Source organism: Piscinibacter defluvii (genome assembly GCF_004011805.1).
In the GTDB taxonomy this organism is placed as follows: Bacteria; Pseudomonadota; Gammaproteobacteria; order Burkholderiales; family Burkholderiaceae_C; genus Piscinibacter; species Piscinibacter defluvii.
This window is the reverse complement of the sequence record NZ_RCHJ01000006.1, coordinates 220,153-244,426: the sequence shown is the minus strand read 5'-3', so window position 1 is coordinate 244,426 and position 24,274 is coordinate 220,153. Positions and strand designations below refer to the sequence as shown.

Annotated in this window: 22 protein-coding genes, 1 pseudogene and 1 riboswitch; of the genes and pseudogenes, 5 read left to right on the top strand and 18 right to left on the bottom strand. The window is 71.7% G+C overall.

Annotation, left to right across the window (positions count from 1 at the left end):
* Positions 1–4: 4 nt before the first annotated feature.
* The 4 genes from D9C15_RS18805 to D9C15_RS18790 all read right to left on the bottom strand — a co-directional run bounded on the left by D9C15_RS18805 (position 5) and on the right by D9C15_RS18790 (position 5,001).
* The gene (locus tag D9C15_RS18805) at positions 5–1,231 is read right to left on the bottom strand and encodes a multifunctional CCA addition/repair protein (protein ID WP_127999991.1); all 1,227 of its coding nucleotides are present in this window, start codon (positions 1,229–1,231) and stop codon (positions 5–7) included.
* A 32-nt stretch (positions 1,232–1,263) separates the two neighbouring features.
* On the bottom strand, positions 1,264–1,944 hold the full coding sequence (locus tag D9C15_RS18800) for a glutathione S-transferase family protein (protein WP_127999990.1): 681 nt from the start codon (positions 1,942–1,944) through the stop codon (positions 1,264–1,266).
* 109 nt (positions 1,945–2,053) lie between these two features.
* The gene (locus tag D9C15_RS18795) at positions 2,054–3,010 is read right to left on the bottom strand and encodes a complex I NDUFA9 subunit family protein (protein WP_128000132.1); all 957 of its coding nucleotides are present in this window, start codon (positions 3,008–3,010) and stop codon (positions 2,054–2,056) included.
* Positions 3,010–5,001: a lytic transglycosylase domain-containing protein gene (locus tag D9C15_RS18790; RefSeq protein WP_127999989.1), complete on the bottom strand. Its 1,992-nt coding sequence runs from the start codon at positions 4,999–5,001 to the stop codon at positions 3,010–3,012. The genes D9C15_RS18795 and D9C15_RS18790 overlap by 1 nt, the downstream gene beginning before the upstream one ends.
* A gap of 70 nt (positions 5,002–5,071) precedes the next feature.
* Between D9C15_RS18790 and D9C15_RS18785 the strand changes: the two genes are divergently transcribed.
* Positions 5,072–5,650 (top strand): 5-formyltetrahydrofolate cyclo-ligase, encoded by a 579-nt coding sequence (locus tag D9C15_RS18785; protein WP_164886779.1) that lies wholly within the window; start codon positions 5,072–5,074, stop codon positions 5,648–5,650.
* A 6-nt stretch (positions 5,651–5,656) separates the two neighbouring features.
* On the opposite strand, the gene D9C15_RS18780 is transcribed toward D9C15_RS18785, so the two are convergent.
* A complete protein-coding gene (locus D9C15_RS18780; protein ID WP_127999987.1) occupies positions 5,657–6,646 on the bottom strand; it encodes a LysR substrate-binding domain-containing protein in 990 nt (329 codons plus the stop codon).
* On the opposite strand from D9C15_RS18780, the pseudogene D9C15_RS34585 reads away from it, so the two are divergent.
* Positions 6,528–6,926, top strand: a pseudogene (locus D9C15_RS34585) (DUF2917 domain-containing protein); the annotation flags it as partial. The gene D9C15_RS18780 and the pseudogene D9C15_RS34585 sit on opposite strands and share 119 nt — an antisense overlap.
* A 47-nt stretch (positions 6,927–6,973) precedes the next feature.
* Here the strand turns inward: D9C15_RS34585 and D9C15_RS18770 are convergent.
* A complete protein-coding gene (locus D9C15_RS18770; protein WP_127999985.1) occupies positions 6,974–7,360 on the bottom strand; it encodes a TfoX/Sxy family protein in 387 nt (128 codons plus the stop codon).
* A gap of 25 nt (positions 7,361–7,385) precedes the next feature.
* Here D9C15_RS18770 and D9C15_RS18765 point away from each other — a divergent pair, with 25 nt between their 5' ends.
* Positions 7,386–7,961 (top strand): 5-formyltetrahydrofolate cyclo-ligase, encoded by a 576-nt coding sequence (locus D9C15_RS18765; RefSeq protein WP_127999984.1) that lies wholly within the window; start codon positions 7,386–7,388, stop codon positions 7,959–7,961.
* Here D9C15_RS18765 and D9C15_RS18760 read toward each other — a convergent pair whose 3' ends face one another.
* From D9C15_RS18760 to ahcY, 4 genes are all read right to left on the bottom strand, one after another.
* Complete coding sequence (locus D9C15_RS18760; protein WP_128000131.1) at positions 7,962–8,579, bottom strand: OmpW/AlkL family protein; 618 nt, start codon at positions 8,577–8,579, stop codon at positions 7,962–7,964.
* Positions 8,580–8,728: 149 nt separating this feature from the next.
* The gene (gene metF, locus D9C15_RS18755; protein WP_127999983.1) at positions 8,729–9,580 is read right to left on the bottom strand and encodes a methylenetetrahydrofolate reductase [NAD(P)H]; all 852 of its coding nucleotides are present in this window, start codon (positions 9,578–9,580) and stop codon (positions 8,729–8,731) included.
* Positions 9,577–10,332: a TlyA family RNA methyltransferase gene (locus tag D9C15_RS18750; RefSeq protein ID WP_127999982.1), complete on the bottom strand. Its 756-nt coding sequence runs from the start codon at positions 10,330–10,332 to the stop codon at positions 9,577–9,579. Before D9C15_RS18750 ends, metF begins: the two co-directional genes overlap by 4 nt.
* A 13-nt stretch (positions 10,333–10,345) precedes the next feature.
* Positions 10,346–11,779, bottom strand: coding sequence for an adenosylhomocysteinase (ahcY, locus tag D9C15_RS18745; protein WP_127999981.1), 1,434 nt, complete (start codon positions 11,777–11,779; stop codon positions 10,346–10,348).
* 75 nt (positions 11,780–11,854) lie between these two features.
* A riboswitch (S-adenosyl-L-homocysteine riboswitch) is annotated at positions 11,855–11,928 on the bottom strand.
* A gap of 52 nt (positions 11,929–11,980) precedes the next feature.
* Here ahcY and D9C15_RS18740 point away from each other — a divergent pair.
* Both D9C15_RS18740 and D9C15_RS18735 read left to right on the top strand, forming a co-directional pair.
* Positions 11,981–12,751 (top strand): glucose 1-dehydrogenase, encoded by a 771-nt coding sequence (locus D9C15_RS18740; protein ID WP_127999980.1) that lies wholly within the window; start codon positions 11,981–11,983, stop codon positions 12,749–12,751.
* 58 nt (positions 12,752–12,809) lie between these two features.
* Positions 12,810–13,694 carry a DMT family transporter gene (locus D9C15_RS18735; protein ID WP_127999979.1) on the top strand — a complete coding sequence of 295 codons (885 nt, stop codon included), beginning with the start codon at positions 12,810–12,812 and terminating at the stop codon, positions 13,692–13,694.
* 13 nt (positions 13,695–13,707) lie between these two features.
* On the opposite strand, the gene D9C15_RS18730 is transcribed toward D9C15_RS18735, so the two are convergent.
* The 8 genes from D9C15_RS18730 to D9C15_RS18695 form a co-directional block, all read right to left on the bottom strand.
* Positions 13,708–15,744, bottom strand: coding sequence for a WD40/YVTN/BNR-like repeat-containing protein (locus D9C15_RS18730; RefSeq protein ID WP_127999978.1), 2,037 nt, complete (start codon positions 15,742–15,744; stop codon positions 13,708–13,710).
* A gap of 96 nt (positions 15,745–15,840) precedes the next feature.
* Positions 15,841–16,767, bottom strand: coding sequence for an SMP-30/gluconolactonase/LRE family protein (locus tag D9C15_RS18725; RefSeq protein ID WP_127999977.1), 927 nt, complete (start codon positions 16,765–16,767; stop codon positions 15,841–15,843).
* Between the two features lie 21 nt (positions 16,768–16,788).
* Positions 16,789–17,766, bottom strand: coding sequence for an ABC transporter permease (locus D9C15_RS18720; protein WP_127999976.1), 978 nt, complete (start codon positions 17,764–17,766; stop codon positions 16,789–16,791).
* Complete coding sequence (locus tag D9C15_RS18715) at positions 17,763–18,752, bottom strand: ABC transporter permease (protein WP_127999975.1); 990 nt, start codon at positions 18,750–18,752, stop codon at positions 17,763–17,765. The genes D9C15_RS18720 and D9C15_RS18715 overlap by 4 nt, the downstream gene beginning before the upstream one ends.
* Positions 18,752–20,284, bottom strand: coding sequence for a sugar ABC transporter ATP-binding protein (locus D9C15_RS18710; RefSeq protein WP_127999974.1), 1,533 nt, complete (start codon positions 20,282–20,284; stop codon positions 18,752–18,754). The genes D9C15_RS18715 and D9C15_RS18710 overlap by 1 nt, the downstream gene beginning before the upstream one ends.
* Positions 20,285–20,424: 140 nt before the next feature.
* Positions 20,425–21,546, bottom strand: coding sequence for a sugar ABC transporter substrate-binding protein (locus D9C15_RS18705; protein WP_127999973.1), 1,122 nt, complete (start codon positions 21,544–21,546; stop codon positions 20,425–20,427).
* 71 nt (positions 21,547–21,617) lie between these two features.
* On the bottom strand, positions 21,618–23,351 hold the full coding sequence (locus D9C15_RS18700) for an IlvD/Edd family dehydratase (protein WP_127999972.1): 1,734 nt from the start codon (positions 23,349–23,351) through the stop codon (positions 21,618–21,620).
* Positions 23,348–24,274: an NAD(P)-dependent oxidoreductase gene (locus tag D9C15_RS18695; protein WP_127999971.1), complete on the bottom strand. Its 927-nt coding sequence runs from the start codon at positions 24,272–24,274 to the stop codon at positions 23,348–23,350. Before D9C15_RS18695 ends, D9C15_RS18700 begins: the two co-directional genes overlap by 4 nt.

Here is a 24,274-nt window from a genome sequence, read left to right as displayed (position 1 = left end):
CCGCTCAGGCGGCCAGCCCGCCGGCGATGGCCCGGGTGCGGGCCAGGTGGATCCGCTCCCCGATCTCGGGCCCGCCCGCGCCACGCGCGGCGGCCTCGCGCGCCACCGCGGCGGTGTCGACGCCGCGGGCCAGCTGCAGCGCGGCGCGCAGGCGCTCGCGCTGCGGATAGGCCTCTTCGGAATGTCCGCTGCGGCCGCGCGCGTCGCACTCGCAGGCCAGCAGCAGCTCCTCGAAGCGCTCGGGCCGGCGCAGCGCGTCGCAGCGTTCCAGCAGGCGCAGCACGGCAGCGGCATCGAGCGTGCCGCTGCGGTGCACGTTGCCATGCTCGCGCGCCACCACCTCGGCCAGCTCGCGGCAGGCCGCCGGCACGCGCCAGCGCTCGGCCACGTCGTGCAGCAGCGCCACGCTGCGCTCCTCGTGGCCGCGGTGGCGCGGCAGCTCGTCGGGCGGCGTCGTGCCCTTGCCGAGGTCGTGGCACAGGCAGGCGAACCGCACCGTGAGCGGCGCCTCGAGGCGCGCGGCCATGTCGAGCACCAGCATCAGGTGCACGCCGGTGTCGACCTCCGGGTGGTGCTCGGCGGGCTGTGGCACGCCCCAGAGCCGGTCCACCTCGGGCAGCAGGCGTGCCAGCGCGCCGCCCTCGCGCAGCAGCTCGAACAGGCGGCTCGGGCGGCGCTCCATCAGCCCGCGCGCGAGTTCCTGCCAGACCCGCTCGGGCACCAGCGCGTCCACCTCGCCGGCCGCGACCATGCGCCGCACCAGGGCCATCGTCTCCGGGGCGACCGTGAACTCGGGCCAGCGCGCCGCGAAGCGCGCCAGCCGCAGGATGCGCACCGGGTCCTCGGCGAAGGCGTCGGACACGTGGCGCAGCACCCGCCGCGACAGGTCGCGTGCACCGCCGAACGGATCGACCAGCGTGCCGTCCTCGTGCTGCGCGATCGCGTTGATGGTCAGGTCGCGGCGCGCCAGGTCCTGCTCGAGCGTCACCTCCGGCGCGGCATGGAACACGAAGCCGTGGTAGCCCGGCGCCGTCTTGCGCTCGGTGCGCGCGAGCGCATGTTCCTCGCGGGTCTCGGGGTGCAGGAACACCGGGAAGTCGCGCCCCACCGGCGCGAAGCCCATCTCGAGCATCTCGGCCGGCGTCGCGCCGACCACGACCCAGTCGCGATCGCCCTCCGGTTGACCGAGCAGCCGGTCGCGCACGGCACCGCCGACGAGGTATCGCTGCATGCGGCGCAGTGTAGGCGCCGCGCCCGGGCGCTTCAGCGCCGCGTGCGGTAGGGCTCCTCGAAGTCGAGGAAATCCTGCTCGGCCAGCGCGTCGTCGACCCAGGCCGCCACGCCGGGCAGCGCGCGCACCCGCTCCACGTAGGCGGTGATGCGCGGCGGCAGCGGCACGCCGTAGGTGACGAAGCGCATCACCACCGGCGCGAAGTAGGCGTCGGCGATGGTGAAGGCGCCGAACAGCAGCGGGCCGCCGGAGGCCTCGAGCAGCCCGCTCCACATCTGCACGAGGCGCTCGCGGTCGGCACGCACCGCGGCCTGCTCGGCCAGCACGCGCTCGCCGACCTCGGGCAGCCGCGCCTCGATGTTCATCGGGAAGGCGCTGCGCAGGGCGCCGAAGCCCGAGTGCATCTCGGCGCACACGCTGCGCGCGCGGGCCCGGGCCGCCACGTCCGCCGGCCACAGCTGCAGCGCGGGCAAGCGCTCGGCCAGGTACTCGGCGATCGCCAGCGTGTCCCACACCGCCAGCTCGCCGTCCAGCAGCACCGGCACGCGCCCGGCCGGGCTGATGCGCGCCAGCCGGGTCTTGAACTCGGAGTCGGGCGTGAAGGCGTCGAAGCGCAGCTTCACTTCCTCGAACGCGATGCCGGCCTGCCTCATCAGCACCCAGGGGCGCATCGACCAGGACGAGTAGTTCTTGTTGCCGATCACGAGCTGCATGCACGTCCTCCTTGACGAGCCGGCATGCTAGCCAGCCCGCCGCCCCGGCGGGATGACGGTTTTGCATCGCCGCGATGCGCGGCGCGCATGCCGGTCGCTGCGCGCCGGCTCAGGTGCGCCTGGCGCGTGCACGCCAGGGGTCCAGCCGCGCCGGCCCCTGGCCGGGGGCGAGGTACTGCGGCACGACGGCGTCCAGCGCCGCGGGCCGGATGCCGAGCCGGTCCAGCCCGGGCAGCGTGCCGCTGGCGATGTTGGGCACGCGCATCGAGTCGATGTTGTCGCGCGACATCAGCGGCTCGCCCGGCAGCAGCTCCATCAGCATGGCCTGCAGCCGCGCGAGCGCCTCCGGCAGCGGGAACACCGGCCGCGGGTGGCCGGCCCAGCGGCCGGCGGCCTCGACGATCTGGCGCAGCGTGTAGGTGTCGGGCCCCGCGCATTCGATCACCTGGCCGATGGTCGTCGGGTCGTCCAGGCAGCGCAGCACCGCGGCGGCCACGTCCTCGACCCAGACCGGCTGGTAGCGCGAGTCGGCGCCCGCCAGCGGCAGCAGGGGCGCGAGCGCCTGCAACTGCGCGAACAGGTTCAGCAGCCGGTCGTGCGCGCCGAAGATCACCGAGGGGCGCAGCACGGTCACGTCCAGCCCCGAACTGCGCCAGACGGTCTCGCCGGCCGACTTGGAGCGCAGGTAGCGGCTCGGCGCGTCGGCGGCGACGCCCAGGGCGCTGACATGCACCACGCGCCGCACGCCGGCCTGGGCGCAGGCCGCAGCCAGGCGCTGCGGCAGCTCGACATGCACCTGGCGGAAGCGCTCCTCGCTGCCGTGCAGCACGGCCACCAGGTGCACCAGCGCGTCGGCACCCTGGAGCAGGCGTGCCAACGCGGCCGGGTCGGACAGGTCGGTCTCCACCGGCTGCACGGTCGGCAGCATCTGGATGTGGCGGGCGTGTGCGATGCGCCGGGTCGGCACCACGATGCGGCCGCTGGCGCCGCCGCTGCGCTCGACCAGCTTCGCGCAGACGCTGCGGCCGACGAACCCGGTGCCGCCGGTGACGACGATGTTCGAGATCATGGGAGTTCCTTGTCGATCGCCGGGGCCGGGCCCTCGCGCGGTCCGATCGAGCGGCCCAGGCGCGCCTTCAGCGACGGGGCCGGCTCGCTGCCCAGCAGCGCCGCATAGATCGCGGCGTTGCTCAGCACCTTCTTCACGTAGTCGCGTGTCTCGTTGAACGGGATGTTCTCGGCCCAGGCGGCCGGTTCGAGCACCGGCCCCTCGCGCCAGCGGCGCGGCCGGCTCGGGCCGGCGTTGTAGGCGGCCGCGGCCATCGCCTGCGAGCCCTCGAAATCGTCCAGCACCAGCTTCAGGTAGCTGGTGCCCAGGCGCAGGTTGGTGTCGCGGTCGGTGATCTGCTCGGCGGTGAAGTCCATGCCGATCTTGCGGGCCGTCCAGCGCGCCGTGGCCGGCATGATCTGCATCAGCCCCGAGGCGCCGACGCTGGAGCGTGCGTCCATCACGAAGCGCGATTCCTGGCGGATCAGCCCGTACACGTAGGCCGGGTCGAGGCCGATCTCGCGGGCATGCGACTGCACGTCGCGCCGGAACGGCGTCGGGAAGCGCTGCTCGAGGTCGATCTCGCCGCGGGTGCGGTCGCTGGTGTTGATGCAGCGGTCCCACACCTCGCGGTCGCACGCGCGTTGCGCGGCGGCGAGCAGCTCGCGGTCGCCCATGCCGCGCAGCGAGTAGTTCCACTCGCGCACGCCCTCGCTGCGCAGGCCCAGCGCGATCAGCTGCAGCGCGCGTGTCAGGCCCGGGTGCTGCTCGGCGGCCGCGACCTCGGCCTCCGTCAGCGCTGCGGGCTTGGGCGGCAGCACCAGCGGGTCACCGATCTCCTCGGCCGCCAGCTTGGCGTAGAAGCTCAACGGGCCGGAGATGCCGGCCAGCATGTCCTGCGCCAGCGCGGCCATGCCTTCGCCGTCCTGCGAGCTGGCGGCCAGCGCCTTCAGGCCGCGGGCCTTCCAGTAGACCCAGGCCAGGTCACGCTGCTCGGCCGCGCTCATCGCGTTGATCGCCTTCACCACCTGCTGCCAGCGCGGCCGGCCGCCGTCGGCACGCAGCGCGGCGCGCACCTTCCAGGCGAGCATCTCGTCGGGCCAGTCGGGCTCGGCATCGCCGCGGCCGGCGCGCAGTTCGGCGCGGCGGAAATGGTCCGATGCATCGGGCAGCAGCTTCAGGGCCGCCTGCTTGCCGACGCCGGCCCAGGCCCAGGCCGCCAGGTCGGGGGGCAGGGCGCGCTCCCAGCGTTCGTTGAGCTGCGCGGCGGCGGCATCCGGGTCGTTGGCGGCCATGCGCAGCAGCGCCAGCGTGGTCAGCTCGGCGGCGGTGCGCTGGGCGGCCGAGGCGCTCTTGGCGAGGTAACGCGCCGGGTTGTCGGTGATCTCGCCCAGCGAGGTCGCCAGTCCGGGCGAGAGCAGGGCGACGGCCTGGCGCACCGCACGCGGCCGGCCCGCGTCCATCGCCACGCGGGCCTTGCGCCAGACCTCGAGGGCACCGAACCGGCGCGCCTCCACCAGCGTCTGCGCCAGCAGGCCGCAGCCCTCGTCGGCATCGCGCTGGGCCAGCCAGGCGGACAGCGCGGCCTCGCGCACGTCCTTGCCGGCCTGGTGCTGGATCAGCAGCGCGTAGCAGCTGACCTCGCGGTCGTCGTTCATGCGAAAGCGCGGCTGGTCGACGGCGAAGTTGGCCCAGTCGCGCCGCCGGCCGAGCTCGAGCAGCCAGTCGTTGCGCAGCCGGTCCTCGACGTAGGTGCCGCTCCAGCGTGCGTAGAACGCGTTCAGCTCGTCCTGCTGGGCCTGCGCGAGGCGGTTGTTCAGCTCCCAGTAGTCGACCCACATCGCCAGCGGGTGGCGCAGCGCGTTGGCGGCGCTGCGCAAGGTGGCGAGCTTGGGGCCGTCCTTGCGGCGCCAGGCCTCGCGCGCGTCGACGATCAGGTTGTCGCCGTCGGCCGCGCGCGCCGCCGGCAGGGTGACCAGCACCAGGGCCGCCAGCAATCCTGCGCCCATGCGACGCCAGCGGTGCCGCCCATATACTGCCTTCGCCATCGCTCGAAAAGTCAACGTCGTTCCGTTCGTCTTGTCTGCCGCACTGCCCGCTTCCGACCGCCCGCTGCTGCGCCAGCGCCTGCGTGCCGAGCGCGAGCGGTTCGCGCAAGGTGCCGACTTCGCCGCTGCGCATGCGGCGCTGGCGGCCCGGCTGTGCAGCGTGCTGCACCAGCTCGAGCCGGCCTGCCTCGGCCTCTACTGGCCCATACGATCCGAATTTAACGCAGTGGTTGCGCTGCGCGACGACCCGAATTGCTCACGGATTGACTGGGCCCTGCCCTACACGCGGCGCGAACCGCGCGAGATGCAGTTCCGGCACTGGGACCGGCAGGCGCCGCGCCTCGTGGACGACTGCCGCATCCCGGCCAGCGACGGGGCACCGGTGGTGCCCGATGTCGTGCTGGTGCCCTGCGTCGGCTTCACCCGCGAGGGCTACCGGCTCGGTTACGGCGGCGGCTACTTCGACCGCTTCCTGGCCGCCCACCCGCAGGTCACCGCGGTCGGCGTGGCCTGGGCGGCCGCGCAGATCCCGCTCGAGGCGCTCGCCCCGGCCGCACACGACCTGCCGCTGATGCTGGTGGTCACCGAACAGGGCGTGGTCGGCGGCTGAGGGGCGTCAGTCGGCCTCGCCCGGGCCCGCCTCGTCGGCGCCGGTCTCGCCGATGGCCTCGCGCGTCAGCACCGCCTGCGCCTCGACCCAGGCGCAGAACTGCTGCACCTCGGTGCGCGAGCGGCCGCCCGGGCCGGCAATCAGCCAGTAGGCGTAGGGGCTGGTGATGCGCCCCGCCGCGCCGAAGGGCTCGACCAGCTCGCCGCGCGCCAGCGCGTCGAACACCAGGGCCAGGCGCGCCAGCGCCACGCCGTGGCCGGCCAGCGCCGCCTGCACCTGCTGGTAGGTGAAGTTCAGGTAGAGCCAGCGGCGCGGCTGCAGGGCGGGTTCGCCATGCGCCGTCAGCCAGTGGCGCCAGCTCAGGTACTCGCTGCTCGGGCGGTTGTCGTCCTCCTCGGCGAGCGTGTGCTGCGCCAGGTCGGCCGCGCCGGCGAGCGGCGGCGCGGCGCCGGCCCGGATCTGCTCGAGCAGCTGGCGGCTGACCACCGGCGTCAGCACCTCGCCGAACAGGCGCTGCGCGCCGGCCGGGGCCTGGGCCGGGCTGCAATAGCGCAGCGCCAGGTCGAGCTCGGGGTCGTCCAGGTCGGACAGCGAGTCGTGCGCCGAGACGCGGATGTCGATGTCCGGGTGCTGGCGCTGGAAGGCCTCGATGCGCGGCAGCAGCCACAGCGACGCGAACGAGGCGAAGGTCGACACGTTGACGCGGCGCCGGCTGCGGTGCTCGCGGATCTGCCGCACGCTCGCATCCAGCCGCGCGAGGAAGGGCTCGACGCTGCGCAGCAGCAGCGTGCCCTCCTGCGTCAGCTCCACGTGGCGCGTGCCGCGCACGAACAGCGGCGCGCCCAGCTCGTCCTCCAGCCCCTTGATCTGGCGGCTGATGGCCGACTGCGTGACGAACAGCTCCTCGGCCGCCTCGCTGAAGCTGAGCCGGCGCGAGACCGCCTCGAAGGCGCGCAGGTTGCCCAGCGAGAGCGGGCGGCGGCGGGGTGTATTCATGAGCGCATCGCATCAATCGGGCGGTCCGATTTCATTGGATCATAGAGGGAACAGCGCCGATGATTGCGCCATCCGAACCAGGAGATTGATGATGAACGCGCAACAGCACCTGTCTTGCACCTGGCACCTCGACGCGGGGCGGGCCGAGCGCCTGGCCAGCGCGCCGGGCGAGCTGACCGTGCTCAGAGGCCGTGTCTGGGTGACCGGCCAGGGCGACGGCGAGGACCGGGTGCTGTCGCGCGGCGAGCGGCTGCGCATCGGCGCGGGCAGCGACGTGGTGGTCGAACCGTGGGACCGCACGCACGGGGCCGTGCTGCACTGGGCGCCTCAGCGCCGCGGCGCACGCGCCTTCGGGCTGCGCGCCTGGGCCGCCGGTGTCTTCGCGGCCCTGGCACGCAGGGCGGCCTCGAGCGCGAGCCGGGCCCAGGGCCGCATCAGGGCCGGCGACTCCATCGCCTCCTCCGGGGCGGTGTAGTAGCCCAGCGTCACGCTGCGCCCCTTGCCGTCGTAGACGAAGGGGCTGCAGCCGGCAGCCTCGAACTGCGGCCGGGTCTGCTCGTCGGCCTTCAGGTACAGGCGTTCGAAGGCGATCAGCGCGACGAACAGCTCGTCGACGTACAGGCCGTGGCCGCCGAACATGCGCCGCGAGCGCGCGACGCCGAGCGGCGCGAGCAGTTCGAGGCAGTGGGTGACGAAGCCGTCGGCGGGGGACATGCGCCCAGTCTTGCACAATCCCCGCATGGACCTCACCGACCGCGAGGCGCTGCGCCGGCGCCTGATCGCTTCCCGCCAGGCCTTGCCCGACCGGCTCGAGCGCGCCGTGCAGCTGCAGAGCGTGCTTCGTGTCTGGCTGGTGGGGCGGCGCGAGAACTCGATCGGCGCCTACCAGCCGATCAAGGGCGAGTTCGATCCGTTGCCGGCGCTCTACCGCTGGACCGAGGGCGCACCCGAAGGCGTGTCACGGCGCATCGGGCTGCCGGTGGCCGATCGCGAGACCGGCTCGCTGCGCTTCCACGTGTGGTACCCGGGTTGCCCGATGGAACTCGATGCCTTCGACATTCCCAAGCCCAAGGACACCGAAGAGTTCCATCCGGAACTGCTGGTCGTGCCCTGTCTCGGCTATGGCCCGGCCGGCGTGCGGCTGGGTTACGGGGGCGGCTTCTTCGACCGCACCCTGCGCTCGCTGCAGCCCCGCCCGGTGACGGTCGGGGTGTGCTACACGCACGGCTTCCTGCCGCTGCTGCTGCCCAGCGAGCAGGACGTCCAGCTGGACGTCATGCTCACCGAGGACGGCGTGATGTGGGAACGCCCCTGATCAGAAGCGCATGCCGACGCCGACGCCCACCAGCAGCGGATCGACCCGGAACTCGCCGGCCTTGACGCCGTTGGACTTCACGTCGGTGCGGATCTGCACCTTCTTGACGTCCAGGTTCAGGTAGATGTTGTTCGCCACCTCGACGTCGAAGCCCACGCCGACGGCCGCGCCGACACTGCTCTTCTCGATCGAGGGCCCGAGCGAGGCGACCACCGGGTCGAAGTTGACGCTCGAGAAGCGCGTGTAGTTCAGGCCGCCGCCCACATAGGGCTTGAACGCGCCGAGGCCGGTGAAGTGGTACTGCACCGACAGCGTGGGCGGCAGATGCTTCAGGGTGCCGATCTTGGTGCCGTTGGAGCGGATGTCGTGCTTCTGCGGATAGGTCAGCACCAGCTCGGCGGCCAGGTTGGGCGTGAAGAAGTAGGAGATGTCGAACTCGGGGAACACCTTGTTGTTCACCGAGAGGCCGAGGCCGGTCGAGTCCTTGTTGGCGCTGTCCAGGCTCAGCGCGTGCACGCGCACCATCCACGGGCCGGACTGGGCCTGCGCGGCGAACGGGGCGACGAAGCCGGCGGCCAGCGCGGCGGCGACGGCGGCACGGCGGATGTTCTTGCTCATCATGGTCTGAATTCCTGTCTGTGGTGACGAGGGTTGGTCCTCGACGGGAATTCCATGCCCACGACCGGGAATTGATGTTGCGGTGCGTCAAGCACGCCGAGACGACGCGGCATGCACGCCACGCCGCGCCGCCGCGGCGCTGACCCAGGTCAAACCGGCCGCGTACCGAGGCGCCGGCAGATCTCCAGCGCCAATGCGGACTGGTTCAACGTGTAGAAGTGCAGCCCCGGCGCACCGCCGTCGATCAGGCGCTCGCACAGCCGCGTCACCACGTCCAGCCCGAAGGCGCGGATCGACGCGGTGTCGTCCATGAAGCCCTCCATCTTCAACGCCACCCAGCGCGGGATGTCGATGCCGTCGCGCGCCGCGAACTGCGCGATGCGCGCGTAGTTGTGGAAGGGCATGATGCCCGGCACGATCGGCACCTCGACACCGAGCGCGCGCACCTCGTCGACGAAGTGGAAGTAGGCCTCGGGGTTGAAGAAGAACTGCGTGATGGCCGCGTCGGCCCCGGCCTTCACCTTGTCGGCGAAATGCTGCAGGTCGCGCTTCGCATAACGCTGCTGAGGGTGGTATTCGGGGTAGGCGGCCACCTCGATGCGCCAGTCGCTGCCCTGCGTCTCGCGGATGAAGGCGATCAGCTCGGCCGCGTAGCGGAACTCGCCCGCGGTGGCGGTGCCGCTGGGCAGGTCGCCGCGCAGCGCGACCAGGCGCCGGATGTCCTGCGCTCGGTAGGTGTCCAGGATCTCGCTGATGCCCGCGCGCGTCGAGCCGATGCACGACAGGTGCGGCGCGGCCTCGTGGCCCATCGCCGCGATCGTGGCCACCGTGGCCAGCGTCTTCTCGCGCGTGGCGCCGCCGGCGCCGTAGGTGACGCTGAAGAACTCCGGCTGCACCGCCGCCAGCTCTTCCACCACGCCCTTCAGCTTCTCGGCCCCTACCGGCGTGTTGGGCGGGAAGAACTCGAAGCTCACCGGCACGCCCGGCTTGTTCTCGGTCATGTCCTTGTCTCCTCGGGCCGGGCCCGGATGAAGAATTCGCGGTTGCCGTCGCCGCCGGCGATGGCACTCTCGAACCAGTCGGTCACCTGCAGGCCGCCGGCCGCGCAGGCCTCGCGCAGGCGCTGTTCGACGCGGGCGTAGGCCGCCGGATCCCTGACGATGCCACCCTTGCCGATGTCGGCCGGCTGCAGCTCGAACTGCGGCTTGACGAGCAGCAGCAGCTCGCCGTCGGGGCCGAGCCGCGGCGCGAGTGCCGGCAGCACCAGCGTGAGCGAGATGAACGACAGGTCGCCGACGATCAGGTCGTAGCGCGGCCGGGGCAGCTGCGCGGCCTGCAGTGTGCGCGCGTTGAGGCCCTCGAGCACCGTGACACGCGGGTCGTCGCGCAGCCGCGCATGCAGCTGCCCATGCCCGACGTCGACGCCGGTCACGCTGGCCGCGCCGCGCGCCAGCAGCACGTCGGTGAAGCCGCCGGTGCTCTGACCGACATCGAGGCAGTGCCGGCCCTCGACCACGAGCCCGGTGTGCGCCAGCGCCCCCTCGAGCTTGAGCCCGCCGCGCGACACCCAGCGCAGCTCGGCATCGTCGGCGATCTCCAGCTCGCAGGCCTCGGGCAGCTCGTCGCCGGCCTTGCGCGGCGTGGCCCAGCCCGCCGGCGCGCGCCAGCGCACCGCGCCCTGCGCGATCAGCCGCTGCGCAGCCGAACGCGAGGGCGCGAGGCCGCGCTGCACGAGCAGCTGGTCGGCCCGCATCGCCAGCCTGCGCTCAGTAGCGGTACGAATCGGGCTTGTACGGGCCCTGCTTGGGCACGCCGATGTACTCGGCCTGCTCGTCGGAGAGTTCGGTCAGCTGCGCGTTCAGCGTCTTCAGCTGCAGGCGCGCCACCTTCTCGTCCAGGTGCTTGGGCAGCACGTAGACCTTGCCGATGTCGTAGGCGTCGCTGTGGGTGAACAGCTCGATCTGGGCGATGGTCTGGTTGGCGAAGCTCGAGCTCATCACGTAGCTCGGGTGACCCGTGGCGCAGCCCAGGTTCACGAGGCGCCCCTTGGCCAGCATGATGATGCGCTTGCCGTCCGGGAACACGATGTGGTCGACCTGCGGCTTGATCTCTTCCCAGGGGTACTTCTCGACCGAGGCGATGTCGATCTCGTTGTCGAAGTGGCCGATGTTGCAGACGATCGCGTTGTGCTTCATCGCCAGCATGTGCTCGTGCGTGATGACGCGCTTGTTGCCGGTGGCGGTGACGAAGATGTCGGCCTTGTCGGCGGCCCAGTCCATCGTCACGACGCGGAAGCCCTCCATCGCCGCCTGCAGCGCGTTGATCGGGTCGATCTCGGTCACCCACACCTGGGCCGAGAGCGCACGCAGCGCCTGTGCCGAGCCCTTGCCCACGTCGCCGTAGCCGGCCACCACGGCGATCTTGCCGGCCACCATCACGTCGGTGGCGCGCTTGATGCCGTCCACCAGGCTCTCGCGGCAGCCGTACAGGTTGTCGAACTTGCTCTTGGTCACCGAGTCGTTCACGTTGATGGCGCGGAACAGCAGCGTGCCCTTCGCGCTCATCTCCTTCAGGCGGTGCACGCCGGTGGTGGTTTCCTCGGTCACGCCGATGATCTGGGCGCCCTTGCGCGAGTACCAGCTCGCATCGACCGCCAGCTTGGCCTTGATCGCGGCGAACAGCTCGCGCTCCTCCTCGCTGCCGGGGTTGGCGATCACCGAGGCGTCTTTCTCGGCCTTCCTGCCCAGGTGCATCAGCAGCGTCGCGTCGCCGCCGTCGTCCAGGATCATGTTCGGGCCTTCGCCGTCCGTGCCCTTGGCGCCGAACTCGAAGATGCGGTGCGTGTAGTCCCAGTAGTCCTTCAGCGATTCACCCTTGTAGGCGAACACCGGCGTGCCGGCGGCCACCAGCGCGGCGGCGGCGTGGTCCTGCGTGCTGAAGATGTTGCACGAGGCCCAGCGCACCTGCGCGCCGAGCGCCTGCAGCGTCTCGACCAGCACCGCGGTCTGGATCGTCATGTGCAGCGAGCCGGTGACCCGAGCGCCCTTCAGGGGCTGGCTGGCGGCGTATTCCTCGCGGATCGCCATCAGTGCCGGCATCTCGGTCTCGGCGATGCGGATCTCCTTGCGGCCCCAGTCGGCGAGCGACAGGTCGGCAATGGCGTACTGGTCGGTGTGCAAAGGCTTGAGAACAGCGTTCATGAAAGGCTCCGTCGAACTGGGAACCCGCACGCTGCGCCTGGGGGGAACTTGCATGCTCACCCACGAGGCCTCTCGTGCGGGTGAGCGCCGTTGCAGAAGGGCTTCCGAGCCTGGGGTCCTGGGCGGACCTTGCAACGCTCCTCGGAACGGGGCGCATTCTAGCGCGCGCCCCGGCGCCGTGCCGCGTGCAGAATCCCCATCATGAGCGTGCTCGATCGTTTCCGGATCGACGGCCGGATTGCGTTGGTGACCGGCTCCTCGGCCGGCATCGGCCAGACCTTCGCGCGCGCGCTGGCGCAGGCCGGTGCGACGGTGGTGCTCAACGGCCGCGACGCCGCGCGCCTGCAGCAGGCCGCCGCCGAGCTGCGCGCCGAGGGGCATGTCGTGCACGAACGTGCCTTCGACGTGACGCGGCGCGAGGCGGTCGACGCCGCCGTCGAGGCCATCGAGGCCGAGGTGGGGCCGATCGACATCCTGGTCAACAACGCCGGCATGCAGCGCCGCGCGCCGTTCCAGGACTTCGCCGCCGCCGACTGGGACGCGATCATGCGCACCAACCTCGACAGCGTGTTCCACGTCGGCCAGGCGGTGGCGCGCCGCATGATCCCGCGCGGCCGCGGCCGCATCGTCAACACCTGCTCGGTGATGAGCGAGATCGGCCGCCCCGGCATCGCGCCCTACACCGCCAGCAAGGGCGCGCTGAAGATGCTCACCAAGGGCATGGCCATCGACCTCGGCCCGCTGGGCATCACCGTCAACGGCATCGGCCCGGGCTACTTCCGCACCGAGCTGAACCAGGCGCTGGTGGACGACCCCGCCTTCAGCGCCTGGCTGGTGGGGCGCACGCCGAGCCGGCGCTGGGGCGAGCTCGACGACCTGGCCGGCGCGGTGGTGTTCCTCGCCAGCGACGCAGCGCGTTTCGTCAACGGGCACATCCTCTACGTCGACGGCGGCGTCACCGCGACCCTGTGAGCGCGCCGGGCCGTCCCCAAGCGCGAACACCGGAGCGCTGTGCGCGGAGGTTCGTTCAGTGAGCCGCGCCGCCTTCGCGACGTTGCTGCTGATCGCGCTCGTGATGGGCGCGAACCATGTCGCCGCGCGCGTGGCCTTCGACCATGGCGCGGATGTCGCCACCGCGGTGGTGTTCCGCAGCGGCCTGACGGCGCTGGTGGTGGCCGCGCTGCTGTGGCCGCAGCGCCGCCAGATCCGCTTCGGTGCGCGGCACCGCTGGGCCCTGCCGGCCATCGGCGCGCTGATCGCGGTGCAGAGCCTGTGCCTGTATTCGGCCGTCGCGCGGCTGCCGGTGGCGCTGGCGCTGCTGGCGTTCAACACGCATCCGCTGTCCACCGCGCTGTGGGCACGACTGGTCTACGGCCAGCACGCCGAGCGCCGGCTCTGGCTGGCGATGCCGGTGATGCTGGCCGGACTCGCGCTGGCGCTGGACGTGGCCGGCGCGGCCTCCGGCCTGGGCGCGGCGGCGCAGTGGAGCCGCATCGGCGCCGGCGTGGCCTTCGCGCTGGCGGCGTCCGCCGCCTTCGGTCTCGCGCTGGTGCTCACCCAGCACGAGGCCGGCACGCTCGACGGCCGGCTGCGCACCGCCGCCACCATGGCCCAGGTGGCGCTGCTCGCGCTGCTGGGCGTGGCCTGGAACGGCGGCTTCCAGCTGCCCACCGCAGCGGCCGGCTGGTGGGGCCTGGCCGCGCTGACCCTGCTCTACGGCAGCGGCTTCACGCTGATGTTCACCGTGCTGCCGCGCCTGGGCGTGGTGGGCAACTCGGCGATCATGAACGCCGAGCCGGTATTCGCGCTGGCGCTCGCCTGGGTCGTGCTCGGCCAGGCGATCGCACCCTCGCAGGTGGCGGGCAGCCTGGTCGTGGTGGGCACGGTCATGTGGCTCGGGCTGCGGCCGCGCTGACGTTCACGGCCGGTCAGCGCCAGGGGGCGTGCGGCCGCAGCACCGCGACGCCGTCCATGAAGGTGGCCAGGAACAGGTGGCCGGGCCGCGTCGGGTCGAGCGAGAGCGACTGGGCCGAGGTGGTCGGCACGTCCAGCCCGCGGTTCAGCGCGGTCCAGCTGCGCCCGGCGTCGGTGGAGCGGAACACGCCGGCATCGTAGGTGGCCGCGTACAGCGTGCCCGGGACGTTCGGCTCGATCGCCAGCGCGGCGACGACGCTCCCGGCGCCGGCCCCCGCGGCGACCCAGCTCGCGCCGCCGTCCACGCTCTTGAACACGCCGGCGCCGTGCGTGCCGGCGTAGACCGTGGTGCCGTCCAGCGGATCGACCGCCAGCGTGCGCACCAGCAGGTTGCCCAGCCCCTGGCTGGCCGGCAGCCAGTTCGCGCCGCCGTCCGTGCTCTTGAAGACGCCGTGCCCGACGCGTGTGTCCGGTGGTCCCTCGAACCCGTCATACAGGCTCGCGTAGACGGTGCCCGGATGCTGCGGGTCGACGGCGATCGCGTACACGTGGCTGCCGACCAGGCCGCTGCCGGACCAGACCCAGGTGCGCGCATCCGTCGTCTTGAACACGGTGCCCCACAGCGTGCCGGCGTAAAGCGTGGCCGGCGCGTTCGGGTCGACGGCCAGTGCCTGCACGGTCGGTCGCCAGTCGAGTTGACCGTCGTTGCGCGGTGTCCAGGTCTCGCCGCCGTCGTTGCTGCCGAACACGCCGCAGCAGCTGCCGACGTAGACCGTGGCCGCGTCGCGTGGGTCCACCGCCAGCGACTGGAGCTCGACCTCGTAGCCCCAGTCGGAGAAGCCCAGGCCGCGGTTGATTGGCGTCCAGCTGCGCCCGCCGTCCCGGCTGCGGAACGGCCCCGAGTTGTAGGACGCGGCGTACACGACCGACGGCGCGCTCGGCGCCACCGCGACGCGGGCCACCACGCCGCTCATGCGGCGCCCGGACGCCTGCCAGGTCTGGCCGCTGTCGTCGCTGGCCAGCAGGCCGCTGAGCGCCGTGGTCGCGTAGAGGCGCGACGGCTGCCGTGGGTCGACGGCGATGGACTTCATCCACTGGTTGTCGGCCAGCGTCGGGCCGACCGCCTGCCAGGTGCCGCCGCCGTCGGCGCTGCGCTGCACGGTCCAGCGCCCGGCGGCGAAGTCGAACAGGCGCGCGTACACGATCGCCGGGCTGTGCGCGCTCGGGTCGACGGCCACCTGGTCGGCCCACCCCGCCGGTAGCCCGAAGCTGCCTGCCGGGGACCAGCTGGCGCCTCGGTCACTGCTGAGCCAGACCGCACCGTCGATGGTGGCGAACACCGTCGTGGCATGGCGCGTCGCGTGCAGGGCGACCGAGGAGCTGTAGCCGGAGCCGGGCACGTCCAATCGCGCCCAGTGGCGACCGCCGTCGGACGAGCGGTACACGCCCGCGCTGCCGGCCGCGAATGCCAACCCGGGCCGTGCGCCGTGCAGCGCGAGGCTCGCGATGTACTCGCCCGCGGGCAGGCCGTCGGTCGGCGCCCAGGTCGCACCGCGGTCGGTGCTCCGGAAGACGCCACCGACGCCGCCGACCAGCACCGAGGACGGCCGCGCCGGATCGACCTTGACCACGTTGTAGTACGCAAACGGCAGCCCGGCCTCCGGCAGCTGCCAGGAGTTCCCGCCGTCGCTGCTGCGCAGGAAACCGGTGCCGCGCGCCAGCGAATTGCCGGCAACGTAGAGCCGCGCCGGGTGCACGGGATCGGTGGCCACCGAAGCCGCCCAGATCACCGCGCCGAGCGAACGCCAGGGCAGCTTGCCACCGCAGCCGGCCCACACGCCGCTGTCCACCGCGGCGAGCAGCAGCGAGGTCGGGCCACCCGCGCCGGGGCAGATCGCCGGCCCGAAGGCCAGGCCCTGCATCGAGCCGAAGAAGGGGCCGTTGTCATGGTCCCAGACCTCGCCGCCGGCGCCTGCCGGCAAGGTCGCGGCCAGCGCCGCAGCGGCGGCCAGCGCCCGGCCGGCCCGCCCGAACATCGTGCTCAGGTTCATCGCGTGCTCCCACCACCGGCCCGCGCCGGCGGGAGCGTCATGCTCCTCTTCCGCGTGCGGCCCGCGTTGAGCCGACGCAACGGCCCGGCGCGTCGTTCAGCCGCGCGGCCGCGCCCCTCGTGTGTTCAGGTAGACCGCGTACAGCGAGGTCGTGCCGCAGATGAACAGGCGGTTCAGCTTGGCGCCGCCGAAACAGACGTTGGCCACCGTCTCGGGGATGCGGATCTTGCCCAGCAGCGTGCCGTCCGGGGCATGGCAATGCACGCCGTCGCCGGCCGACAGCCACAGGTTGCCCTTCACGTCGATGCGCAAGCCGTCGTACAGGCCCGCGCCGCAGGTGGCGAACACCTCGCCGCCGGACAGCGTGCCGTCGGCGTTGACGCCGAACCTGCGCACGTGGTGCGGGCCGTTCGGCACGTGCGTGGCGCCGGTGTCGACGATGTAGAGCAGCGACTCGTCGGGCGAGAACGCCAGCCCGTTGGGCTGCACGAAGTCGCTTGCCACCGCGCGCAGCGCGCCGCTGGCCGGGTCGAGGCGGTAGACGCGCTGCGCGCCCTGCTCGTTGGGCGCGGCATCGCCCTCGTACTCGCTGTCGATCCCGTAGCTCGGGTCGCTGAACCAGATCGTGCCGTCGCTCTTGACCACCACGTCGTTGGGCGAGTTCAGCCGCTTGCCCTCGAAGTGCGAGACGAGCACGCTGCGCGAGCCGTCGTGCTCGGTGCGCGAGACGCAGCGCCCGCGGTGCTCGCAGCTGACGAGCCGGCCCTGCAGGTCCACCGTGTGGCCGTTGGTGTTCATGGCCGGCTGGCGGAACACCGAGACCGAGCCGTCGGTCTCGTCCCAGCGCAGCATGCGGTCGTTCGGGATGTCGCTCCACACCAGGTAGCGCCCGGCCGCGAACCAGGCCGGCCCCTCGGCCCAGCGGCAGCCGGTCCAGAGCTTCTCGACGTGCACGTTGCCGAAGATCAGCTTCTCGAAGCGTGCGTCCCACACCTCGAAGCTCGCGCTCAGTCCGATGCCCATGCTCCGCCCCTTCCGTCGCGATCAGTCCGAATGGCGCCGCCCGCGCCCGTAGACCAGCAGCATCGCGATGATCACGACGCCGTAGATCACCTGCCGGCCCATCTCCGGGATCTGCATCACCGACAGGATGGACTGCAGCAGCGTGATCAGGATCACCCCCACCACCGTGCCCAGGTACGAGCCGCTGCCGCCCAGGATGTTGGTGCCGCCCAGCACCACCGCGGCGATGGCCGGCAGCAGGTAGGCGTCGCCCATCGCCTGGTAGGCCTTGGTCGAGTAGCCGGTCAGCAGCACGCCGGCGGCGGCCGAGCAGGCGCCGGCGATCGTGAAGCACAGCAGCGTGACGCGCCGCGCATCCACGCCCGAGAGATAGGCCGCGCGTTCGCGGTTGCCCACCGCGTAGACCGAGCGGCCGAAGCTCGTCCGGTGCAGCACGAACATGGTCGCCGCGCCGATCACGGCCCACACCAGCAGCGCGTTGGGCAGGCCCAGCAGGCTGCGGCCGGTGGCCAGCAGGTGCATGGTCGGCGTGGCGCGGTCCTGCGGCGCGAAGCCGCCGGTCTGCACCACGATCAGCCCCTGCGCGACGGCGTTGACGCCGAGCGTGAAGATCATCGAGGGCACGCGCAGGTAGGCCACGCCGATGCCGTTGGCCAGCCCGAGCAGCGCGCCGCAGCCGATGCCGAAGGGGATGGCGATGGCTGCGCCGGTCGGCCCCCACCAGCCGGCGGCGGCAGCCGACATGATGCCGCCCACCGTCACCACCCAGGGCACCGAGAGGTCGATGCCGCCGAGCAGGATCACCAACATCGCGCCGGTGGCGATGATGCCGAGGAAGGAGGCGATCTGCAGCTGCAGCAGCAGGTAGTCGGCCGAGAGGAAGTTGCTCGAGTACAGGCTGCCCACCAGCAGCAGCACCACGGTGCACGCGGCCGCGGCCAGCACCGGCAGCTGGCCGGAGGCGCGCAGCCGCATCGCGAGAGACGAGGTGGTGCTCATCGGTAGATGTCCAGCCGGTTGCTCATGCGCAGCAGCTGCAGCGAGCCGAAGCTCACCGCCAGCAGCAGGATCACGCCCTGGAACAGCGGCTGCCACAGCGGCTCCATGTCGAACACGAACAGCAGGTCGCCGATGGTGCGCAGCACCAGCGCGCCGAACACCGAGCCGATCGCGCTGCCCGCACCGCCCATCAGCGAGGTGCCGCCGATCACCACCGCGGCGATCGAGTTGAGCGTGTAGACCCCGCCGATGGTGGCCGAGGCCTCGCCGGAGTACGTCACGCAGGTCAGCAGCAGCCCGCCGACGGCTGCCAGCAGGCCCGACAGCGTGTAGGCCAGCAGCTTGGCGCGTGCGATCGGCACGCCGGACATGTAGGCCGCTCCCTCGGCCGAGCCGATCGCCAGCGCGGCGCGGCCCAGCGTGCTGCGCCGGTACGGCAGCCACACCAGCAGCACCACCGCCAGCAGCACCAGCAGCATCGCCGGCACCGTGCCGCCGACCGTGCCGGTCACGGCCTCGGCGAAGCCGGCATGCACGTCGCCGCCGGGCACCGGCCGCAGGCCGAGCGCGAGACCGAAGTAGATCGTGCCGGTGGCCAGCGTCGTGATGATGGGCTGCAGCCGGCCGTAGACGATGATCGCCCCGTTGATGAAGCCGCACAGCGTGCCGATGGCCAGCACCGCCACCGCACCGAGCCCGGCCTGCAGGCCCGAGCCCACCACCAGGTGCGAGGCCAGGCAGTTGGCCAGCACGAACACCATGCCCACCGAGAGGTCGATGCCGGCGGTCAGCACCGGCAGGGTCTGGGCCATCGCGACGATGGCCAGCAGCACGCCCTTGTTGGCCGCGGTGGTGACCACCGGCACGGTCAAGCCGGCCTGGTGCTTGCCGATGTAGAGCGCGAAGATGGCGACGAACATCGCCGCGGCCAGCCAGGCGCCGCGGCTGGCCTGGAAACGGTAGTGCCAGTCGGGCGTCGGCTTCATCAGTGCACCGCCTTGTTCGCGGCGTCGCCGCCGAGGTTGAGTGCGCTGGCCACCAGCGCATGTTCGGTCAGCGCGTCGCCGGCCAGCCAGCGCACGATGCGTCCGTCGTAGAACACCGCGACGCGGTCGCAGCAGCCGATCAGCTCGGCATAGTCGGTGGAGTACAGCAGCACCGCCGCACCGTCGTCGGCCAGGCGGCGCAGCAGCAGGTAGATCTCCTGCTTGGTGCCGACGTCGATGCCGCGCGTCGGGTCGCTCAGCAGGATGACACGCGGCGCGTTCATCAGCCACTTCGCGATCACCACCTTCTGCTGGTTGCCGCCCGAGAGCGTGCCCACCGCGTTGGAGAGCACCGGGGCCTTGATCGAGAGCTTCTTCACCATCGCGGCGTTGGCCTCGCTCTCGGCCGCCGTCATCACGATGCCGGCGCGGCTGAGCCGGTCGAGCGCGGCGAAGCTGAGGTTGTCGCTGACCGACATCGGCAGCATCAGGCCGTCGGTCTTGCGGTCCTCGGGCACCAGCGCGAGGCCGATGTCGGGCCGCTTGGCCTGGCGCGGGCTCGACAGCTGCACCGGCCGGCCGCCGACCACGACCTCGCCGCGCACGCCGCGCAGCACGCCGAACAGGGCGAGGAAGAACTCGCGCTGGCCCTGGCCGTCGAGCCCGCCGAGGCCGACGATCTCGCCCGGGCGGGCCTCCAGCGAGACCTCGTGCAGCCGGTCCTCCCAGCTCAGGTTATTCACCGCCAGCGCGGGGGCGGCGGTCGGCGCGGCGTCGCGCACCGGCTTGGGCGGGAAGGCATGTTCGATGTCGCGCCCGATCATCATCTCGACGATCTGCGCGTCGGTCTTGCTGCCGTGCTCGAAGGTCGCCACGTACTGGCCGTTGCGGAACACCGAGCAGTCGTCGGCCAGCTCGGCGATCTCGTTCATGCGGTGCGAGATGTAGACGATCGCCAGGCCCTCGTCGCGCAGGCGCTTGAGCAGCGCGAACACACGCTCGACGTCGGCCGCGGTGAGCGCCGAGGTGGCCTCGTCGAGGATCAGGATCTTCGGCTCGCGCGCCAGCGCCTTGGCGATCTCCACCATCTGCCGGCGCGACAGCGACAGGCTGCGCACCGGCGCGAGCGGGTGGATGTCGTGCGCGCCGGCACGCGCCAGCGCGGCCTCGGCGAGGCGGCGCTGCGCCTTCTGGTCCACCAGCCCGAACCTGCGCGGCGGGTTGGTGATGCAGATGTTGTCGGCCACGCTGAGGTCGGGCATCAGCGACAGCTCCTGGAAGATGCAGGCCACGCCGGCGCGCACCGCCTCCTGCGGGTGGGCGAAGCGGCGCTCCTGGCCTTCCAGAACGATGCGGCCCTCGTCGGGCTGCACCACGCCGGTCATCACCTTGATCAGGGTCGACTTGCCCGCGCCGTTCTCCCCCAGCAGCGCGTGGATGCGCCCCGGCGCGCAGGCGAAGCGTGCGTGCTCGAGCGCACGCACGCCGCCGTAGCGCTTGGAGATGTCGTGCAACTGAAGAATCGGCTCCATCTGGACCTGTTCCTTCGCCCCGCATCGGCGGCCGCGAAGCGGCTCGCCGTCATCAAGCGACCGCCGCGGATCCGGCTTTGCCGGTCCGCCGGCGGTGCCCCCTCGAGGGGGGAGCGCCGCGAGGCGCTCCGGGGGTGGGCCTAGTTGTTCTTCTCGTCCTTCGACATGATCTCCTCGGCCTTCAGGTTCACGCCGCAGGCGGGGAACTGGTTGGTGGTGAAGAAGTTGTCGGTCAGGTCCGGGAAGTAGTCGACGCCGGGCTTGATGTCCGGGTGCATCGCGGTCGGGATCGGCACCGAGATCAGCTGCGGCATCACCTTGCCCTGCAGCGCGGCGACCGCGGCCTTCATCGAGATCGCCACCAGGCCGGGCGACTGGCCCAGCGACAGGCACAGCAGGCCGTCCTTGGCACGCGCGGCGCACAGCTTGCGGAAGCCGTTCTCCGATTCGCCCGCCACCGGGATCATCTTGTGCTTGGCGTCGATCAGCGCGCGCACCGCGCCGGTCGAGCCGCCCTGAACGAACATGCCGTCGAAGTTCTTGTGCACGGCCACCGCGTCGGCCACCACCTTCTGCGCGGTGCCGTCGTCCCAGTTGCCGACCACCTCGACGACCTCGAACTTGTTGCCCGCCGCCTCGACCACCTTGCGGAAGCCCAGGTGCCGGTCGCGGTCGACCGAGTTGCCGGGCAGCCCGCGCACCTCGAGCAGCTTGCCGGTCTTGCTCGGGATGTTCTTGACCAGCCACTGGCCGGACTGCTCGCCCATCGCCAGCTGGTCCTCGTTGACCATCATGACTTCTTCGCTGTCGAGCACGTTGTCGAACGGCACCAGCACCACGCCGGCCGCGTTGGCGCGCTTGATCACCGGCGCGAAGGCGGTCGGGTTGACCGCGATCGTGACGATCGCGTCGTAGCCCGAGTTGATGAAGTTGTCGATCGCCGCGATCTGCGCCGCCACGTCGGTGCCGGTGGAGACGATCTTGAACTCCTTCAGCTGCTCCTTCATCTCCGGTGTGGCCGCGTAGGCCTTGGCCATCTTGATCATCTGGATGCGCCAGGTGTTGCCGACGAAGCCGTTGGCCAGCGCGATGCGGTACGGGCCCTTCTTGGCCGGCCACTGGAAGTGCTTGGTCTGGGGCGTCCAGGGCTTGAAGCAGGCCTGGTTTTCGCCCGGGCCGGGCACGACCTTGGGCGGCGCGGCCAGCGCCAGCGACGAAAGCGCCAGCGCGGCGGCGAAGGCGATGCGGTTGCGGATCTTCATGAAGGTCTCCTCGTTGGTTTGGAAGCGTCGTGCGGATCCGCCCCGACGCATGGGCGTGGGAACTCCGTGGCTCAGTGGTTGTCGCGCGGCACGAAATCGCCGCGCTTGCCGACCAGGAAATCGAGATCGGCGCCCTCGTCGGCCTGCAGCACATGGTCGACGTAGAGCTTCCAGTAGCCGCTGGGCAGCGGCGGTGCAGGCGGGCTCCAGGCGGCCCGGCGGCGCTCGAGTTCGGCGTCGTCCACGTGCAGGTGCAGGCGGCGCGCCTTCACGTCCAGCGTGATCAGGTCGCCGTTGCGCACCAGCGCGAGCGGCCCGCCGGCGGCCGCCTCGGGCGCGGTGTGCAGCACCACGGTGCCGTAGGCCGTGCCGCTCATGCGCGCGTCGCTGATGCGCACCATGTCGGTGATGCCCTTGCGCAGCACCTTGGGCGGCAGCGGCATGTTGCCCACCTCGGCCATGCCGGGATAGCCCTTGGGGCCGCAGTTCTTCAGCACCAGCACGCAGGTCTCGTCGACGTCGAGGTTCTCGTCGTCGATGCGTGCGTGGAAGTCCTCGATGGTCTCGAACACCACTGCGCGCCCGGTGTGCGTCATCAGCGCCGGCGTGGCGGCGCTGGGCTTGATCACCGCGCCGCGCGGTGCGAGGTTGCCGCGCAGCACCGCGATGCCGGCCTTGTCCTTGAACGGCTCGGCGCGTGTCTTGATGACGGCCGGGTTCCAGTTCTGCGCCGGGGCCACGTTCTCGGCCACCGTCTTGCCGCTGGCGGTGACGTGGCCGGCGTGCAGCAGCGGCAGGATTTCCTTCATCACCGCCGGCAGCCCGCCGGCGTAGCAGAAGTCCTCCATCAGGAACTGTCCGGAGGGCTGCAGGTTGACGAGGCAGGGCAGCTCGCTGCCGAGCCGGTCGAAATCGTCGATCGCGAGCGGCACGCCGACGCGCCGCGCGATCGCGATCAGGTGGATCACCGCATTGGTCGAGCCGCCGATCGCCGCCAGCGTGCGGATCGCGTTCTCGAAGGCCTCGCGCGTCAGGATGCGCGAGAGCTTCTGGTCCTCGTGCACCATCTGCACGATGCGCCGGCCCGCCTCGCGCGCCAGCACGTTGCGCCGCCCGTCCACCGCCGGGTAGGCGGCATTGCCGGGCAGGCCGACGCCGAGCGCCTCCACCATCGAGGCCATGGTCGAGGCGGTGCCCATGGTCATGCAGTGGCCGTGGCTGCGGTGCATGCAGCTCTCGGCCTCGAAGAAGTCCTGCAGCTTGAGCGTGCCGGCGCGCACCTGCTCGCTCATGCTCCACACGCCGGTGCCCGAGCCGAGCTGCTGGTCGCGCCAGCGGCCGTTGAGCATCGGACCGCCGGAGACGCCGATGGTCGGCAGGTCGACGCTGGCCGCGCCCATGATCAGGCTGGGTGTGGTCTTGTCGCAGCCCATCAGCAGCACCGCGCCGTCGACCGGGTTGCCGCGCAGGCTCTCCTCCACGTCCATGCTGGCGAGGTTGCGGTAGAGCATCGCGGTGGGCCGCAGCAGCGTCTCGCCCAGCGACATGACCGGGAACTCGAGCGGGAAGCCGCCCGCCTCGTAGACGCCGATCTTCACCTGCTCGGCCAGGGTGCGGAAATGCGAGTTGCAGGGCGTCAGCTCGCTGAAGGTGTTGCAGATGCCGATCACCGGGCGGCCGTCGAACTGGTCGTGCGGCACGCCCTTGCCCTTGACCCAGCTGCGGTAGTTGAAGCCGTCGCGGTCCTGGCGTCCGAACCACTGCTGGCTGCGCAGCTCGCCCGGCGCCTTCTTCCTGCTGCTCATGCGGAGCTCCTCGATTCCTGCGCCGCCGGCGGCAGGGCGTTGAGCGCGGCGACGAAGTCGGCCAGCATCGGCACGAAGCGCTCGCCCTGGCCGGCCGCCTCCATCGCGGCGAAGCTGTTCTTCACCTGCGCCTGCAGCGTGTTCACCACGCCCAGTTCGTTGGCCATGGCGGCCAGGTAGCGCATGTCCTTGTGCGCGTTGCTGATCGTGAAGCGGTGCGCGTTCTCGTCGCCCGCCAGCGACCATTGCATGAAGGTGTCGTAGAACGGGCTGCGCATGCGGCCCGAGCCGATCACCGCGTGGAACTGCGCGATCGACAGCCCGGCCTTGCGCGCGATCGCCAGCGCCTCGGCGAACAGCGCCGCATAGCCCATCGCGACGAAGTTGTTGATCAGCTTCATCTTGTGGCCGAGGCCGACGGGGCCGAGATGGACGATGTGGCCGGCCCAGCAGCGCAGCACCGGCTCGATGCGCGCGAACACCTCGGGCGCGGCGCCGACCATGGTGTCCAGCGTGCCGGCCTCGGCCTCCTTGGGGGTGCGCGACAGCGGCGCGTCGACGAAGTGCACGCCGCGCGCGGCGGCCTCGTCGGCCAGCGCGAGCGTGGACACCGGGTTGGAGCTGGAGCAGTCGACGATCACCAGGCCCGGCCTGGCACCGGCCAGCAGGCCGTCGGGCCCGCGCACCAGCGATTCGACCTGCGGCGAGCCGGTCACGCACAGGTGCACGATGTCGCAGGCCTGCGCCAGCTCGCGCGCCGTGCCGGCCTCGCGCGCCCCTTGCGCCGTGAGCTGCTCGACCGCCTCGCGCCGGCGGTGCGCCAGGACCACCAGCGGCCAGCCCTTGGCGAGGATGTTCCTCGCCATGCCGCGGCCCATCAGGCCGAGGCCGGCGAAGCCGATCGTCGCGCGCTGGTCGCTCAT

Coding starts and splice junctions, on each gene's coding strand:
- D9C15_RS18790 (WP_127999989.1), bottom strand. CDS start 5,001: ATGGGCGCAGGATTGCTGGCGGCCCTGGTGCTGGTCACCCTGCCGGCG.
- D9C15_RS18750 (WP_127999982.1), bottom strand. CDS start 10,332: ATGCGGGCCGACCAGCTGCTCGTGCAGCGCGGCCTCGCGCCCTCGCGT.
- D9C15_RS18800 (WP_127999990.1), bottom strand. CDS start 1,944: ATGCAGCTCGTGATCGGCAACAAGAACTACTCGTCCTGGTCGATGCGC.
- ahcY (WP_127999981.1), bottom strand. CDS start 11,779: ATGAACGCTGTTCTCAAGCCTTTGCACACCGACCAGTACGCCATTGCC.
- D9C15_RS18730 (WP_127999978.1), bottom strand. CDS start 15,744: ATGAACCTGAGCACGATGTTCGGGCGGGCCGGCCGGGCGCTGGCCGCC.
- D9C15_RS18705 (WP_127999973.1), bottom strand. CDS start 21,546: ATGAAGATCCGCAACCGCATCGCCTTCGCCGCCGCGCTGGCGCTTTCG.
- D9C15_RS18780 (WP_127999987.1), bottom strand. CDS start 6,646: ATGAATACACCCCGCCGCCGCCCGCTCTCGCTGGGCAACCTGCGCGCC.
- metF (WP_127999983.1), bottom strand. CDS start 9,580: ATGACCGAGAACAAGCCGGGCGTGCCGGTGAGCTTCGAGTTCTTCCCG.
- D9C15_RS18700 (WP_127999972.1), bottom strand. CDS start 23,351: ATGAGCAGCAGGAAGAAGGCGCCGGGCGAGCTGCGCAGCCAGCAGTGG.
- D9C15_RS18695 (WP_127999971.1), bottom strand. CDS start 24,274: ATGAGCGACCAGCGCGCGACGATCGGCTTCGCCGGCCTCGGCCTGATG.
- D9C15_RS18710 (WP_127999974.1), bottom strand. CDS start 20,284: ATGGAGCCGATTCTTCAGTTGCACGACATCTCCAAGCGCTACGGCGGC.
- D9C15_RS18805 (WP_127999991.1), bottom strand. CDS start 1,231: ATGCAGCGATACCTCGTCGGCGGTGCCGTGCGCGACCGGCTGCTCGGT.
- D9C15_RS18720 (WP_127999976.1), bottom strand. CDS start 17,766: ATGAGCACCACCTCGTCTCTCGCGATGCGGCTGCGCGCCTCCGGCCAG.
- D9C15_RS18725 (WP_127999977.1), bottom strand. CDS start 16,767: ATGGGCATCGGACTGAGCGCGAGCTTCGAGGTGTGGGACGCACGCTTC.
- D9C15_RS18715 (WP_127999975.1), bottom strand. CDS start 18,752: ATGAAGCCGACGCCCGACTGGCACTACCGTTTCCAGGCCAGCCGCGGC.
- D9C15_RS18760 (WP_128000131.1), bottom strand. CDS start 8,579: ATGAGCAAGAACATCCGCCGTGCCGCCGTCGCCGCCGCGCTGGCCGCC.
- D9C15_RS18765 (WP_127999984.1), top strand. CDS start 7,386: ATGGACCTCACCGACCGCGAGGCGCTGCGCCGGCGCCTGATCGCTTCC.
- D9C15_RS18770 (WP_127999985.1), bottom strand. CDS start 7,360: ATGTCCCCCGCCGACGGCTTCGTCACCCACTGCCTCGAACTGCTCGCG.
- D9C15_RS18740 (WP_127999980.1), top strand. CDS start 11,981: ATGAGCGTGCTCGATCGTTTCCGGATCGACGGCCGGATTGCGTTGGTG.